Source organism: Sulfitobacter sp. IGS-18, from assembly GCF_059628195.1.
Genome location: NZ_CM184556.1, coordinates 3498665 through 3513783, shown reverse-complemented (window position 1 = coordinate 3513783; position 15119 = coordinate 3498665). Strand labels below are relative to the sequence as shown.

The 15119-nt window shown below is 61.6% G+C and carries 14 protein-coding genes; 10 read left to right on the top strand and 4 right to left on the bottom strand.

What is annotated here, in order from left to right; all coding sequences use genetic code 11:
- Positions 1-154: 154 nt before the first annotated feature.
- Positions 155-1462: an ammonium transporter gene (locus ACWNZ3_RS17070; RefSeq protein ID WP_269366076.1), complete on the bottom strand. Its 1308-nt coding sequence runs from the start codon at positions 1460-1462 to the stop codon at positions 155-157.
- Between the two features lie 29 nt (positions 1463-1491).
- Positions 1492-1830: a P-II family nitrogen regulator gene (locus ACWNZ3_RS17065; protein WP_114273768.1), complete on the bottom strand. Its 339-nt coding sequence runs from the start codon at positions 1828-1830 to the stop codon at positions 1492-1494.
- A gap of 257 nt (positions 1831-2087) precedes the next feature.
- On the opposite strand from ACWNZ3_RS17065, the gene ACWNZ3_RS17060 reads away from it, so the two are divergent.
- From ACWNZ3_RS17060 to ACWNZ3_RS17025, 8 genes are all read left to right on the top strand, one after another.
- A complete protein-coding gene (locus tag ACWNZ3_RS17060; protein ID WP_269366073.1) occupies positions 2088-4331 on the top strand; it encodes a transglycosylase domain-containing protein in 2244 nt (747 codons plus the stop codon).
- Between the two features lie 268 nt (positions 4332-4599).
- Positions 4600-6336: a type I secretion system permease/ATPase gene (locus ACWNZ3_RS17055; RefSeq protein WP_496900655.1), complete on the top strand. Its 1737-nt coding sequence runs from the start codon at positions 4600-4602 to the stop codon at positions 6334-6336.
- Positions 6333-7643 carry an HlyD family type I secretion periplasmic adaptor subunit gene (locus tag ACWNZ3_RS17050; RefSeq protein WP_114273765.1) on the top strand — a complete coding sequence of 437 codons (1311 nt, stop codon included), beginning with the start codon at positions 6333-6335 and terminating at the stop codon, positions 7641-7643. Before ACWNZ3_RS17055 ends, ACWNZ3_RS17050 begins: the two co-directional genes overlap by 4 nt.
- Positions 7644-7713: 70 nt before the next feature.
- Positions 7714-8172: a RidA family protein gene (locus tag ACWNZ3_RS17045; RefSeq protein ID WP_496900654.1), complete on the top strand. Its 459-nt coding sequence runs from the start codon at positions 7714-7716 to the stop codon at positions 8170-8172.
- Positions 8169-8930: a glycerophosphodiester phosphodiesterase family protein gene (locus ACWNZ3_RS17040; RefSeq protein WP_496900653.1), complete on the top strand. Its 762-nt coding sequence runs from the start codon at positions 8169-8171 to the stop codon at positions 8928-8930. Before ACWNZ3_RS17045 ends, ACWNZ3_RS17040 begins: the two co-directional genes overlap by 4 nt.
- 46 nt (positions 8931-8976) lie before the next feature.
- On the top strand, positions 8977-10164 hold the full coding sequence (locus ACWNZ3_RS17035) for a GNAT family N-acetyltransferase (protein ID WP_496900652.1): 1188 nt from the start codon (positions 8977-8979) through the stop codon (positions 10162-10164).
- Complete coding sequence (locus tag ACWNZ3_RS17030) at positions 10161-10484, top strand: 4a-hydroxytetrahydrobiopterin dehydratase (RefSeq protein WP_269366066.1); 324 nt, start codon at positions 10161-10163, stop codon at positions 10482-10484. Before ACWNZ3_RS17035 ends, ACWNZ3_RS17030 begins: the two co-directional genes overlap by 4 nt.
- Positions 10484-11338 carry a mechanosensitive ion channel family protein gene (locus tag ACWNZ3_RS17025; protein ID WP_269366065.1) on the top strand — a complete coding sequence of 285 codons (855 nt, stop codon included), beginning with the start codon at positions 10484-10486 and terminating at the stop codon, positions 11336-11338. The genes ACWNZ3_RS17030 and ACWNZ3_RS17025 overlap by 1 nt, the downstream gene beginning before the upstream one ends.
- Before the next feature lie 159 nt (positions 11339-11497).
- On the opposite strand, the gene ACWNZ3_RS17020 is transcribed toward ACWNZ3_RS17025, so the two are convergent.
- A complete protein-coding gene (locus ACWNZ3_RS17020) occupies positions 11498-11986 on the bottom strand; it encodes a peroxiredoxin (RefSeq protein ID WP_269366064.1) in 489 nt (162 codons plus the stop codon).
- A 90-nt stretch (positions 11987-12076) separates the two neighbouring features.
- Here ACWNZ3_RS17020 and ACWNZ3_RS17015 point away from each other — a divergent pair, with 90 nt between their 5' ends.
- Positions 12077-13285 (top strand): NAD(P)/FAD-dependent oxidoreductase, encoded by a 1209-nt coding sequence (locus tag ACWNZ3_RS17015; protein ID WP_496900651.1) that lies wholly within the window; start codon positions 12077-12079, stop codon positions 13283-13285.
- A complete protein-coding gene (gene rsmD / locus ACWNZ3_RS17010; protein ID WP_496900650.1) occupies positions 13282-13836 on the top strand; it encodes a 16S rRNA (guanine(966)-N(2))-methyltransferase RsmD in 555 nt (184 codons plus the stop codon). Before ACWNZ3_RS17015 ends, rsmD begins: the two co-directional genes overlap by 4 nt.
- 2 nt (positions 13837-13838) lie before the next feature.
- On the opposite strand, the gene ACWNZ3_RS17005 is transcribed toward rsmD, so the two are convergent.
- Positions 13839-15047, bottom strand: a complete 1209-nt coding sequence (locus ACWNZ3_RS17005; RefSeq protein ID WP_496900649.1) for an aminotransferase-like domain-containing protein — start codon at positions 15045-15047, stop codon at positions 13839-13841.
- Positions 15048-15119 lie beyond the last annotated feature (72 nt).

Here is a 15119-nt window from a genome sequence, read left to right as displayed (position 1 = left end):
ATGTGGAAACCCGGCAGGGGTGGTTGCGGTTCCCGATGAGTGATCTTGATAAAGGCGGGTCGGCCAGATCTGGCTGACGGGCCAATCGGGGCGGGCGGCATAAAAAAACCCGGCCTCGAAAGGCCGGGTTCGCTGCCACAGGGTTTGAGGGGGATCAGCCCTTGGAGAACTCCGGATAGGCTTCCATGCCCAATTCGGTGGTATCCAGACCCTGAATTTCCGCTTCTTCGCTCACCCGGATGCCCATCACGGCTTTGAGGATGCTGAAGACGATGAAGCTTGAGATGAAGACAAAGGCGCCGATGGCGACAAAGCCGATGATCTGCGTCACGAAGGATGTCCCGTCGGTATAGACCGGCACCACCAATGTGCCCCAGAAGCCCGCGACCAGGTGAACCGGGATCGCGCCGACCACATCGTCGATCTTGAGCTTGTCAAGGAAAGGCACGGCGAAGACCACGATGACACCGCCCACAGCGCCAATCCACAGCGCGCCAAAGAGCGTCGGGTCAAGCGGGCCAGCGGTGATGGAGACCAGACCGGCAAGTGCGCCGTTCAGCACCATCGTCAGGTCGACCTTGCGGTACAGGACCTGTGTCAGGATCAGCGCCGCGACGGCACCGGCTGCTGCCGCCATGTTGGTGTTTGCAAAGATCTGTGCAACCGCATCGACATCTTCCAGCGTACCCATGGCGAGCTGGGATGCACCGTTGAAGCCGAACCAGCCCATCCACAGGATGAACGTACCCAGCGTCGCCAGCGGAAGGCTGGAACCCGGCATCGGCACCACACGACCGTCCTTGGCATATTTGCCGATGCGCGGTCCCAGGATGATGACACCGGCCAGGGCAGCAAAACCACCCGCGGCGTGCACCAGTGTGGAGCCCGCAAAGTCAGAGAAGCCCATCGCGGAAAGGAAACCGCCGCCCCACTGCCAGGATGCCTCGATCGGGTAGATCAGGCCGGTCAGCACGACAACGAAGATCAGGAAGGGCCAGAGCTTCACCCGTTCGGCCAATGTACCCGAAACGATGGAAGCGGTGGTGGCGCAGAACATCAACTGAAAGAAGAAGTCGGAAGCGTTGGAATAGCCGCCTGCGTCGATGTCCGTCTTGATGTCCTTGGGTGAAATCGTGCCAAGCACGCCGTCCATCATCCAGTTGCCGTCGCCGGGGTACATCACGTTATAGCCGATCAGCCAGTACATGATTGCGGCGATGCCGAAGAGGCCCATGTTCTTGGTCAACTGGGTGGTGACGTTCTTGGACCGGACCAGCCCGGCTTCGAGCATGGCAAAGCCTGCAGCCATCCAGAACACCAGAAAGCCGCCGATCAGGAACAGCAGCGTGTTGAAGATGAATGTTGTCTGGGCGAGTGATGCAAATTCCGCATCCTGGGCCGCCCCCAGCGTGGGCACCAACGCAATCGCGGTGGCCAGCGGGATATATTTGAGTTTGTTCATTTCGGGTTTCCTCAGATCTAGGGGAAGGTTCAGATGGCGTCTTCGCCGGTTTCGCCGGTGCGCACGCGAACGGCCTGTTCGACGTCGAGCACGAAGATCTTGCCGTCACCGATCTTGCCGGTCTGGGCTGTCTTGGAGATCACTTCGACCAGCTGGTCCGCGACGTTGTCGGCGACGACAAGCTCCAGTTTGACTTTGGGCACGAAGTTCACGACGTATTCGGCGCCGCGATAAATCTCGGTATGACCTGACTGGGCGCCAAAACCCTTGATCTCGGTCACCATCAGCCCGCGGACACCCGCTTCGGTCAGCGCTTCGCGCACTTCCTCGAGCTTGAATGGTTTGATAGTAGCAATGATGAGTTTCACCTTCTGAGTCCCTCTTCCGGTTGGCAGGTTCGACCTGCGTGATGCCCCCGCAGAAAACAGGGTATTGAGCCTGTGGTGAAAGGTTTGACGCAGGTATATGCGCAGAAAATCGCCGCTTCCTGCATGGAAAATGTGCAGAAATAGGAATCTGCACAAAAAATAATCAAATAAATGATGGGCTTTCCGGCTGGATGCGCTAAACAATCCTGCATTTGCAGCGTAAGGTGCAGAAAAAGACAGGCGAGCAGGCCAGATTCATGAGTGATTCATCAAAGCGCAAACGCCCGTTGGTGGCGGACAAGCGCTATCCGTCCAAAAGCAAGGCTGCTGCGAAACAGCCTGCCAGGAAACCGGTTGCGAAGAAGGCTCCGGTGCGGCGCAAACCCGCCCGTACCAAAAAGCCCCGTCGCGGCGGGATCATCGGTCTGCTGGCGGCGCTGGTGTCATGGATTCTGCGGCTGATCTGGAAGATCGTCTGGCGGGTGACGGCGGTTGCCGTTCTGTGCCTCGCGCTGGCCGTGGGCTATTTCTATACCACATTGCCGCCGCTGGAGGCGCTGCTGGATGGCCGTGCGCGCGGCTCTGTCACCTTGCTGGACCGCAACGGCGATGTCTTTGCCTGGCGCGGCGACCAGTTCGGCGGTGTGGTCACTGCCGACAGCGTGTCAAAACACCTCAAGAATGCTGTTGTCGCGACCGAGGACAAGCGGTTCTACCGCCATTTCGGGATCAGCCCGCGCGGCATCGCCTCTGCCGTGCGCATCAACCTGAGCGAGGGGCGCGGGCCGCTTTCCGGGCACGGTGGTTCGACCATCACCCAGCAGACTGCCAAGCTGATCTGCCTGGGAGAGCCCTTTGACCCCTCGACCGGCCAGACCGAGAAGGAATACGAGGCCGGGTGCCGCGCAGGCAACCTGCAGCGCAAGGCCAAGGAAGCGCTCTATGCCATGGCGATGGAGGTCAAGTATTCCAAGAACGATATCCTCTCCATCTACCTGAACCGCGCCTACATGGGCGGTGGCGCCTATGGGGCCGAGGCCGCCGCGCAGCGGTTCTTTGGCAAGTCGGCAGCGGCGGTCAATCCGTCCGAGGCTGCAATGCTGGCGGGGCTACTGACCTCGCCTTCCGTCCTGTCGCCTACAAACAACCTCGACCGGGCGCAGAACCGGGCGGCAACGGTGATCCGGCTGATGCGTGAGCAGGGGTATCTGTCGGCCGAGGAGGCCGAAATGGCCATGGCAAACCCCGCCGAATTGTCCGAAGCGGCAGAAGCCCGCGCGGGTGGCTATTTCGCGGATTGGGTCATGTCGACGGGGCCGGAGTTTTTTACCCGCAACACGACCGAGGACGTGATCATTCGCACCACCCTGGATCAACGCATCCAGAAGGCCGCCGAGGACGGGCTGAAGTGGGTTTTCGAGAACAAGGTCCGCGAGGGATCGACGGCGCAGGCCGCGGTCATCATCATGTCGGCGGACGGTGCGGTGCGCGCCATGGTGGGCGGGCGCAAGACCAAGGTGGCGGGGGCATTCAACCGTGCGACCCAGGCCCTGCGGCAGACCGGCTCCGCCTTCAAGCCCTTTGTCTATGCTGCTGCGCTTGATCTGGGATATTCGCCCAATGACATCGTTGTGGACGAACCGTTTTGCATGAACATCCCCGGGTCGGGCCAGTGGTGCCCCAGAAACTATACCAACCGTTTTCTCGGCCCGGTGACGCTGACCCATGCCTTGAAGGATTCATTGAACATTCCTGCGGTAAAAATCTCGGAAAGCGTCGGGCGCGATCTGGTCAGCCGGGTGGCCGACCAATTCGGGATCAAGAATGACCTCGCCGCCGGTCCGGCGCTCGCCCTGGGGGCTTCGGAAAGCACATTGATCGAGATGACCGGCGCCTATGCGGGCATTCTCAACGGCGGTTCCTCCGTCACGCCTTACGGGTTGGTGGATCTGCGCCTGATGGGCGACAACGATCCACTGATGGGGACCGGCGGGGGTATCGGCGAACGGGTCATCCAGGAAGAAGCGGCCCGCCAGCTGGTCTATATGATGGAGAAGGTGATTTCGGACGGCACCGGAAAGCGGGCGCAGTTCGGCGGGCGCGAGCTGGCCGGCAAGACCGGGACAACCTCGGCGGCCAAGGATGCCTGGTTCATCGGATTTTCGGCAGATTATGTGGCCGGGGTCTGGATGGGCTATGATGACAACACCCCGCTCAAGGGGGTGACCGGTGGTGGCCTACCCACAGACATCTGGCGCGAGGCAATGAGCCGCGCGCATGAAGGGGTCGAACTGAAAGGGCTGCCGATGTCGCCCCCGATCGCGCCCAGTGGTTTGGGTGAGGGTGATCCAGTGCTGGCCTCTGACCCGATTCCGGTTGATGACAATCGCGGCAATCAGGGCACCGGCAACATTATTGACCAGGTCCTTCAGGACATCTTTGGCGGCGGCAGCACCGGATCGGGCAGTTCCTCCCCCCCGCCCAGCCCCTCGGACAGGTAACCCTCCAGTTCCGGTGAGGGTCACCACACTTCGCTTGATTTCTGTTCCGTCTGGCACTCTGCCGACCAGGCGAGTTGGCGCGGTGCGCCGGATGTGAACGGGCCACAGTTGCCGGACTTGCGGATTCTTGGAATGGAAATTCGCTGTTAAACTGGCTATGCCATGACTGGTCGGGCCTTTTGGGGCATTGTCGGGTCGATCTGCGGCGTCTGTCGCTGTCTGTCCTGACACCGGAGATTTTAGACAGCCTTTGGGCAGGAAGGCGCAGATGCGTGATGAAATAACTCAACGTGGCCTTGCCGAACTACGCGCTGTGCGCAAGCGCAGTCGCGCGCTTTACTGGACGGTGGCGCTGTTCAGCCTGTTTGCCAATTTGCTGATGCTGACAGGCCCCATGTACATGTTGCAGGTCTATGACCGGGTGCTGGGCTCCGGCTCCGAAGAGACGCTGATTGCCCTGTCGATCCTGGTGGTCTTTCTCTACGGGGTGATGGGGGTTCTGGACCACACCCGGGGCCGCATCATGGCGCGGGTGGGCGCGCGGTTTCAGGATGCCTTGGACCGTCGCGTCTTTGACGCGGTTGTGCGCAAATCGGCGATTGCGCCGGATACCCGGACCAATGCCAACCTGGCCGATCTGGAAGCTGTGCAGCGGCTGCTGACCTCACCGGTGCTGATGGCGTTCTTCGACATGCCGTGGACGCCGATCTTTTTCGCCGCGATCTTTATCTTCCACCCGATGCTGGGCTGGCTTGCCGTCTGCGGCGCGGGGGTTCTTATCGCGATTACATTCGCCAACCAGATTCTGTCCCGCAATTCGCAGGCAAAGGCGGGGATGGCAGGACAGGCCGCAGGTTCAATCGCGGATCAGATCCGGACAGAGGCCGAAATGGTGCAGGCCATGGGGATGCGCGATGCGGCCTTTGACCGTTGGCAAAAGGCCCGGGGCGAGGCGCTGGAAAGCCAGATCAGGGCGACGGATGTCGGCGGCACCTTTTCGTCAATGACCAAGACGCTGCGCCTGTTCCTGCAGTCGGCCATGCTGGGGCTGGGTGCCTATCTGGTGTTGCAGGGTGAAATGACACCGGGGGCGATGATCGCCGGGTCCATCCTGCTGGGCCGTGCCCTGGCGCCGGTGGAAATGGCGCTGAATCAATGGCCGGTCGTGCAACGGGGCCGCGACGGCTGGCAGAGCCTTGCGACCTTGCTGGGGGCCGTGTCGCCCGAGCCGCTGCGCACAGCGCTGCCGAAACCGGCGGCCAAGCTGGTGGCCAAGAACCTGACCGTCGTCCCGCCGGGAGAGCGCCAGGCCTCGCTCAAGTCGATCAACTTCAACGTTGAACCGGGGCAGGCCGTCGGGGTGATCGGCCCTTCCGGGGCAGGGAAGACCACCCTGGCGCGCACCCTGACCGGCGTCTGGCCGCCCGCTGGCGGATATGTGCGGCTCGATGGTGCGGCGCTGGACCACTATGGGGCCGAAGTGCTGGGCCGACATATCGGCTACCTGCCGCAGCGGGTCCAATTGTTCGACGGTACGATTGCGGAAAACATCGCACGCCTGTCGCCGCAGCCCGACGATGCAAAGGTCATCGAAGCGGCCAAGAAGGCGGCAGCGCATGAGATGATCCTCGAACTGCCCAAAGGCTATGATACCCAAGTCAGTGCCGGGCAGATCCGGCTGTCGGGCGGTCAGATGCAGCGGATCGGGCTGGCCCGCGCGCTTTACGACAATCCGGTGATCCTTGTCCTGGACGAACCGAATTCCAACCTCGACAATGTCGGCTCGCAAGCGCTGAACCATGCGATCCGGTCGATGAAGGCCGATGGCCGTTCTGTTCTCATCATGGCGCACCGCCCGGCGGCGATCCAGGAATGTGACACATTGCTGGTGCTGGATGGTGGCATGCGCATGGCCTTCGGGCCCAAGGATGAGGTGCTGGCAGGCATGGTCAAGAACGCGAAGGCGATCCAATCGGCCCCGGCGGACGCAGGAGGTGTCACATGACCCCGCAACCGACAAGAAGGTGGTCCGCGACCGGGCCTGTTGTCATTGGCCTTCTCGGCCTGTTGGTGCTGGTCGGCGGGTTTGGCACCTGGGCGATGATGACCCAGATCGCCGGTGCGGTGGTCGCATCGGGGCGCATCGAAGTGGAGCGGAACCGGCAGATCGTGCAGCATGAAAACGGCGGTGTCGTTGCCGAAATCCGCGTGGTCGAGGGCGATGCGGTGGTCGCAGGGGATATTTTGCTGCAGCTGGACGGCCAGCAGATCGGGTCGCAGCTGGCGATCGTCGAAGGGCAATTGTACGAATTAATGGCCCGCCGTGGCCGTTTCGAGGCCGAGCGAGACGAAGCCGAAGAAATCGTTTACGAAAAGGAACTGATCGCGACCGGCGCAAGGGATCCCGAAATTGCGGAACTGATGGAGGGGCAGCAAAATCTCTTCGTCGCCCGCCGCGCCTCTGTCGCGCGGGAGATCGAGCAATTGGGCAAGCGCCGCAATCAGATCGGCGCGCAGATCAACGGCGTCACCGCGCAGGAAGACGCGCTTGCCCAGCAGCTTGGGCTGATTGAGCAGGAGCTTTCGAACCAGCAGTCCTTGCTGGATCGCGGATTGGCGCAGGCCTCGACCGTGCTGAACCTGCAAAGGGAAAAGGCGCGGTTGACCGGGCAGATCGGTGAACTGGCGGCCAGCCGGGCACAATCCGAGGAACGGATCACCGAGATCGAGATCGAGATCCTGAAACTGGGCACCGCGGGTCGGGAAGAGGCCATCACCCGCCTGCGTGATCTGCGGTATCGGGAGCTTGAGCTGATCCAGCAACGCCGCGCCCTGCAAAACGAGATCGAGCGCCTGTCGATCCGCGCGCCGGTCTCCGGCATCATCTACGGGCTTCAGGTGCAGACCCCCCGGTCGGTCGTGCGGGCGGCGGAACCACTGATGTTCCTGGTGCCGCAGGACAGGCCGCTGGTGATCGCGGCGCGGGTTCTGCCGATCCACATCGACCAGATCGTTGTCGGCCAGCAGGTCAACCTGCGCATGTCGGCGCTGGACCAGCGCACGACGCCGGAACTGGTGGGACAGGTCATGCAGATTTCGGCAGATGCGATAGAGGACGAGGCCACGGGCCAATCCTATTTCCGTGCGGAAATTGCCCTGAACCCCGGCGAGATGGACAAGCTGCCGGAGGGGACGATCCTGTTGCCCGGCATGCCGGTGGAAGCTTTCATCCGCACCGGCGAGCGGTCCCCCATGGCTTATCTTGTCAAACCGGTTGCCGATTATTTCGCCCGCGCGTTTCGCGAAAGTTGATCGCGGGGCTTTCGGATTCCGCGCTGCGGCGCTAGTTTCTGCGTAAGCAATATTCGCGAAAGGACGATCCATGAGTTTTGCAGACCAGCTGTCGGCACTGGGCGTGACCCTGCCCGATGCGCCCGCCCCGGCGGCAAACTATGTGCCTTACGTGCAGGTTGGGAATATCCTTTACGTCTCCGGCCAGATTTCCAATGGGCCGGATGGTTTTATCCTTGGAAAGCTGGGCGCCGGCATGACTGTCGAGCAGGGGGCAGATGCGGCAAAATCCTGTGCCATCAGCCTGCTCGCCCAGGTCAAGGCGGCCTGCGGTGGCGATATCGAGCGGTTGGTTCGGGTCATCAAGCTGACCGGTTTTGTCAACTCCACCGAAGATTTCACCGATCAGCCCAAGGTCATCAATGGCGCCTCCGACTTTCTGGTAGCGGCGCTGGGGGACGCGGGGCGGCATGCCCGTTCCGCGGTTTCCGCGCCCTCGCTGCCGTTGGGCGTTGCGGTCGAAATCGAAGGCATCTTCGAAATCAAATGACCCTGCCACGCGCATTCCACTCTACCCCTATCGCACACAGGGGCCTTCACGATGTGAACGCCGGGCTGCCTGAAAACAGCCGTGCTTCCATCCGCGCGGCCATTGCGGCGGGTTACGGGATCGAAATTGACCTGCAGCTGAGTGCGGATCATGCGGCAATGGTCTTTCACGACTATGCGCTGGACCGTCTGTCGGTGGCGTCAGGGGCCCTGCGGTTGCGCAAGGCCGAAGAACTGGCACAGATCCAGTTGAAAGGCGGCGACGAGGGGATACCGTCCCTGCGGGAAATCCTTGATCTGGTGGCGGGGCAGGTGCCGCTCCTGATCGAGCTGAAAGATCAGGATGGCGGTATGGGTCATGACATCGGGCCATTGGAAGCGGCGGCTGCCGAGGGCCTTGCCGGCTATGTCGGCCCGGTTGCAGTGATGTCTTTCAATCCGCATTCGGTGGCGCGAATGGCTGAACTGCTGCCCGAGGTGCCCCGTGGCATCGTGACCAGCGCCTACCGGTATGAAGACTGGCCATTGCCGCGTGCCACCTGCGACATGCTGCGCGAAGTGCCGGATTTCGACCGGGTCGGCGCGTCATTCATCAGCCATGAGGTCGACGATCTCGCACGTCCCCGCGTGGCAGAGATCAAGGCGAAGGGCGCGATGATCTGCTGCTGGACGATTCGCGATGCGGCGCAGGAGGCATGGGCGCGCAGGGTCGCGGATAATATCACCTTTGAAGGGTATTCACCGGCCATTCCCGCTTGATCCGGCGCGTGCCCGGACCAGATAAAGGGCAGGCAGGGCAATAGGCATGAGCGCACAAGAGATTGAAATCAGGGTGGTTCCCCACCTGTCCGAGATCGGGCAGGCCGATTGGGATGCCTGCGCCTGCCCCGAAACCGGCGATGGTGGCGCGCCATACGACCCCTTCACGACCTACCGTTTCCTGTCTGCGCTGGAGGAAAGCGGCAGTGTCGGTGCCGGTACGGGATGGCAGCCCCAGTATCTGGCGGCCTCCGTGGCAGGGCAGGTCATCGCGGTTGCGCCGCTTTATGCGAAATCCCATTCGCAAGGCGAATACATTTTTGATCACAACTGGGCCCATGCCTATGAGCAGGCGGGCGGCCGGTATTATCCCAAGTTGCAGATCGCCGTGCCGCATACCCCCGCGACGGGCCGCCGGTTTCTCACCCGACCGGGGTTCGAAGAGACGGGGCTGGCGGCCCTGGTGCAGGGGGCGGTGCAACTGACGGAAAACAATGGTCTGTCTTCGCTGCATGTCACCTTTTGCACCGGCAATGAGGTCGCAAGGGCAGAGGCCTTGGGCATGATGGTGCGCAAATCGCAGCAATTCCACTGGCGCAACGAGGGCTATGCGGATTTCGACGGTTTTCTCGCGGGGCTCAACTCCCGCAAGCGCAAGAACCTGCGCAAGGAACGCGCGCAGGCACAGGGGTTCGGCGGCACGATCCGGACCTTTGCCGGTGACGACCTGCGGCCAGAACACTGGGACGCGTTCTGGCAGTTCTACCAAGACACGGGGGCGCGCAAATGGGGTTCACCTTACCTGACGCGCCGGTTCTTCGATCTGGCCCAGGAAACCCTGCGCGACGACATGGTGCTGGTGCTGGCGGAGCGCGAGGGACGATGGGTCGCCGGAGCGCTGAACTTTGTCGGACGGCATGCGCTTTACGGGCGCTATTGGGGGTGTATCGAACATCATCCCTGCCTGCACTTCGAACTGTGCTATTATCAGGCGATGGATATCGCCATCGCGCGCGCTCTGAAAACCGTCGAGGCGGGGGCACAGGGCGAACACAAACTGGCGCGCGGCTATCTGCCGACGCCGACCTGGTCCCTGCACTGGATGCGCGATGCGGGTTTCGCCCGCGCGGTCGAGAACTATCTACAGGCCGAACGGGAAGCGGTGGATCATGAAATTGAAGTGCTGACCGAATACGGCCCGTTCAAACACGTTCAGATAGAGGAACAGCAATGACCGAGAAACTCAGTGAAGAGACACGCCACACCGTGCTGCAACCCTTGTTCGACAGTGGCTGGGAGGTGACCGAAGGCCGCGATGCCATCCGCAAGACATTTGTCTTTCAGAACTTCGTGGAGGCATTCGGTTGGATGACGCGGGTGGCCATCTGGGCCGAAAAATGGGATCACCACCCCGAATGGGACAATGTGTACAAGACCGTGAATGTGACGCTGACCACACATGACGTGGACAGCCTGACCACGCTGGACGCGAAACTGGCCCGCAAGATGGATGGATTGTACGGAATCGAAAAGGACCGAGTGGACAGGGACTGATGGATAAAGAGTTGAATAATTTTCTGAATACCGAGATCTGGAACGGCAAATCGCTTGCCGATCTCTTGACGCTAGAGTTTCTGGCAAGCACCGCAGGCTCTATCCTGGGTGCGATTGCCATTCTGCTGGCGGGCTGGATTATCTCCAGTTGGTTGCAACGCCGGGTCCAGAACCTGGGCAAGAAGAACCGGCACCTGGACGAGATGCTGTTCGATTTTCTGGCGTCCATCGTGCGCTATGTGGTCCTGGGTTTCGCGGTCCTGTTCGTACTTAACACCTTCGGGGTGCAGACCACTTCGGTTGTTGCGCTCATCGGTGCCGCGGGTCTGGCGATCGGCCTGGCGCTGCAGGGGACGCTGTCCAATGTTGCCGCCGGTGTCATGCTGATCCTGTTTCGCCCGATCAAGATCGGTGATTTTGTGGAGGTCGCCGGAAAGATGGGGACGGTCAAGCAGATCAACCTGAACTTCACCGAGCTTGCCGATCTGTCGAATGTCCATGTCATCGTGCCGAATTCACAGGTATGGGGCAATGTGATCGACAATTATTCGGTCAACCCGACCCGGCGCGCCGAATGGACTTTCGGGGTGGGTTATGGTGCGAATCTCAAGGATGCTGAAACCATCATTCGCGACACCATCATGGCGGATGCACGGGCAAAGACCGAACCTGCCCCTTTCGTTCAGGTCACGAATCTGGGCGACAGTTCCGTCGATTTCCTGGTGCGGGTCTGGTGCGATGCCGGGGATTATTTCGGGTTCAGGGCCGATATGACCCGTCAGGTCAAAGAGGCGCTGGATGCCGGTGGCGTCGATATTCCGTTCCCGACGCGGACATTGTACCAGGCAAGCTGAACAGCGCTTGCCGGGAAAAGGCCGGGCCCCTCGATCAGAGGCCCGGCCTTTTACAGCGTCCCGCCTTTAACCTGATACACTCAGTATCGCCGATGTCCCGAGAGCGCGAAGCGCGGCAGGGTATCGGCGATTCAAGTTTAAGGCGGGGCGCTTTGGTTCTTACATGCTGGCCAGCAGACCTTCGCCGCCCGACACGTCGCAGACACCGGAGTTTTCCTCGGGCTGGAACAGGGTGACCTTGCCGTTTTCGACCAGCATCGCATAACGCTTGGACCGTGCGACCAGCCCGGCGGGCGGCGCGTCGAAATCCATGCCGATGGCCTTGGTGAATTCCGACGTGGCATCGGCCAGCATGGTGATCCCGGCTTCGGTCGCGCCGGTCGCCTCACCCCAGGCTTTCATCACAAAGGGGTCATTGCAGGAAATGCAGATGATCTCATCCACGCCTTTGGCGTCGAACTGGTCCTTGGTGCGCACAAAGCTGGGCACATGGGCGGAATGGCATGTGGGCGTGAAGGCACCGGGTACAGCGAAGATCACCACCTTGCGCCCCGCGACCTTGTCGGCCATCTTTACCGGCGCCGGCCCTTCCGCACCCATCTGGACAAGGGTTGCGTCGGGCAGTGCGTCGCCTGTTGAAATTGTCATTGGCTGGGCCTTTCGTGTGATTGTGTTTATTCCTCGCAACCATATAGGTTTCCCCAATCGGCGCGACCAGAATAATCGGAAGGAATGACCATGGGACATGTGATAGTTGTGGGGGCGGGGCAAGCTGGTTCGTCCTGCGTTGCCAAGCTGCGCAATGGCGGGTTTGACGGTGAGGTGACCCTGATCGGCGCAGAGCCGGTGCCGCCCTACCAGCGTCCACCCCTCAGCAAGGCCTATCTGATGGGCGACATGTCGCTTGAGCGTTTGTTCCTGCGGCCCGAGGCGTTCTATGCCGACAACCGCGTTACGTTGCGCATGGGGACCGCAATTGAAAGCGTGGACACCGCGGCGCGCACCGTGACCCTGTCCGGTGAAACGCTGTCATATGACGAATTGGTGCTGACCACCGGGTCCACCCCCAACAGGCTGCCAGCAGCGATCGGGGGCAATCTGGAGGGCGTCTTTGTCGTGCGTGATCTGGCGGATGTGGACGCGATGGCCCCCCGGTTCAAACAGGGTGCGAAGGTTCTGATCGTCGGCGGTGGCTATATCGGGCTGGAGGCGGCATCGGTTGCCGCCAAGCTCGGGCTTGAGGTGGTTCTGGTGGAAATGGCCGACCGGATCTTGCAGCGGGTGGCGGCGCCTGAAACCTCCGATTTCTTTCGCGCGCTGCATCGCGGGCATGGTGTGGACATCCGCGAAGGCGTCGGGCTGGACAGATTGCTGGGCGAGGGTGCCGTGAGTGGCGCGCGGTTGACCGACGGCACCGAGATTGCGGCCGATTTTGTTATTGTTGGCGTCGGCATCCGGCCGGGTGTGGCGCTGGCGGAGGCTGCGGGCATCGAAATCGACAATGGCATCAAGGTTGATGCGCAGGGCCGCACCTCGGCCCCGCATGTCTGGGCGGCGGGTGATTGCACGTCTTTCCCCTACCGTGGCGGGCGCATTCGCCTGGAATCGGTTCCGAATGCCATCGACCAGGCAGAGGTGGTGGCAGAGAACATCATGGGTGCGGGCAGGGACTATGTTGCCAAACCGTGGTTCTGGTCTGATCAATATGATGTAAAGCTCCAGATTGCGGGCCTGAATACCGGCTATGACCGGGTGGTGACCCGGCGCGTGGACGCGGATTCGGTCGGGTTCTGGTATTACCGGGGGGAGGAGCTGGTTGCGGTGGATGCGATGAACGATCCGCGCGGCTACATGGTGGGCAAGCGCCTGATCGAAGCAGGAAGATCGCCTGATCCCATGGCCATCGCCGACCCGGCAACCGACCTGAAGGCATTGCTAAAGGCGTGAGGATTATCGCGGGCAGATTTCGCGGCACCGCATTGGCGGCTCTGGGCAAGGGGGACGCGGCGGCGCATCTGCGGCCGACGTCGGATCGGGTGCGTGAGAGCCTGTTTTCCATGCTGACCCACCGCGATGTGATTGCGGGCGCGCATGTGCTTGACCTGTTTGCAGGGACCGGCGCGCTGGGGCTGGAGGCGCTTTCCCGCGGTGCGCAGGAGGTTTGTTTTGTCGAGAATGGTCGCGTGGGCCAGCGGTTGATTTCCCAGAACATCCAGAAGCTGAGGGTTGCGGAGGAGGTGAAACTCATGCGCGACGACGCGACCCGGCTTGGGGCCTGGCCTAACGCGCCCTTCGATCTGGTGTTTCTTGACCCGCCTTATGGCAAGGGGATGGGCGAACTGGCTCTGACCGCTGCCCATGCGGGGGGATGGCTGGCCGCAGAGGCCACCATCGTCTGGGAAGAAAGCGCGCCGATGATTGCCCCGAATGGCTTCGCGCCGCTGGACAATCGCCGGTTCGGGGATACCCATGTGACGCTTTTGCGCCACGCGGGATAGGGTCAGGCGGCGCGGATCGCTGCCGCCAGTCGTTTGATGCCTTCGCTGATCTTTGCATCATCCGCCAGGGAGAAGGCCAGCCGCAGGGTGTTCGCCCCGGACCTGTCGGCAAAGAAGGCCTGACCGGGCACAAAGGCCACGCGCTGGGTTTCCAGCGAAACACGCAACAGGTCGGCGCCGTCCATGTGTTTTGGCAGCGTGATCCAGACGAACATGCCGCCTTCCGGTTTGGTCCATGTCACGCCATCGGGCATATGGGTTTCCAGCGCCGCCAGCATCGCATCACGTCGCGCGGCGTAGGTCCGGCGCAGCCTGGCGGTGTGATCGGCAAAGACACTGCGCGCGACGGTATTGATTGCCATCTGATTGATGGTCGAGGAATGCAGGTCGGCGGCTTGCTTCATCAGCACAAGGCGGCTGATGACATCGGCAGCACCGCAAACCCAGCCGACCCTCAGTCCCGGTGCCAGGGATTTGGAAAAGCTGCCACAATAGAGTGTCCGGCAGTCTTCGATAGTTCCCTTGCGGGCAACTTCCAATGCCAGCATCGGCGGGATCGGATCACCATCGTAGCGCAGCACCTGATAGGCGGCGTCTTCGATCACCGCGATGTCCATCTCGTCCGCAAGGTCAAGGATGCTCTGGCGCGCGGCAAGGTCCAGCGTTTCACCGGTCGGGTTGGCAAAATCGACGGAGGCATAGGCGAACTTCACCCGTCCGCCCTGCGCGCTGGCTGCCTCGGCATAATCCGATGCGGACCGGTTCCCACGCGGGATCAGGCGGTCGTAGTTGGGTTCATAGGCGTTGAACGCCCCCAGCGCACCAAGGTAGGTCGGCCAGCCGATCAGCGCGGTGTCACCGGGCGACAGCATCAGCTTGCCCAGGTAGTCCAGCGCCTGTTGCGAGCCGGATGTGATCAGCACGTTGTCGCGGGTACAGGGCACGCCCAGCGCCTCCATCTGGGTGACGATCCAGTCACGCAGGGGCGCGTATCCTTCGGATACCGAATACTGCAGGGCGGCGCTGGCGTTTTCAGGGGACAGGGCATCGGCCAGGGCCGATTTGAAGGCTTCGGTCGGAAACAGCGCCGGGTCGGGAATGCCGCCGGCAAAAGAGATGATGTCGGGCTGATCCAGCAGTTTGAGCAACTCGCGGATTTCGCTGGCCTTCATGCGGTCCATGCGCGTCGCGAAAATATCGTGCCAATCCATGATGGGTCCCTCCCTTTTTGGGGACGTAACCACGAAACCAAATCTATGGCAATAGTTCTTACCTAACTGGCG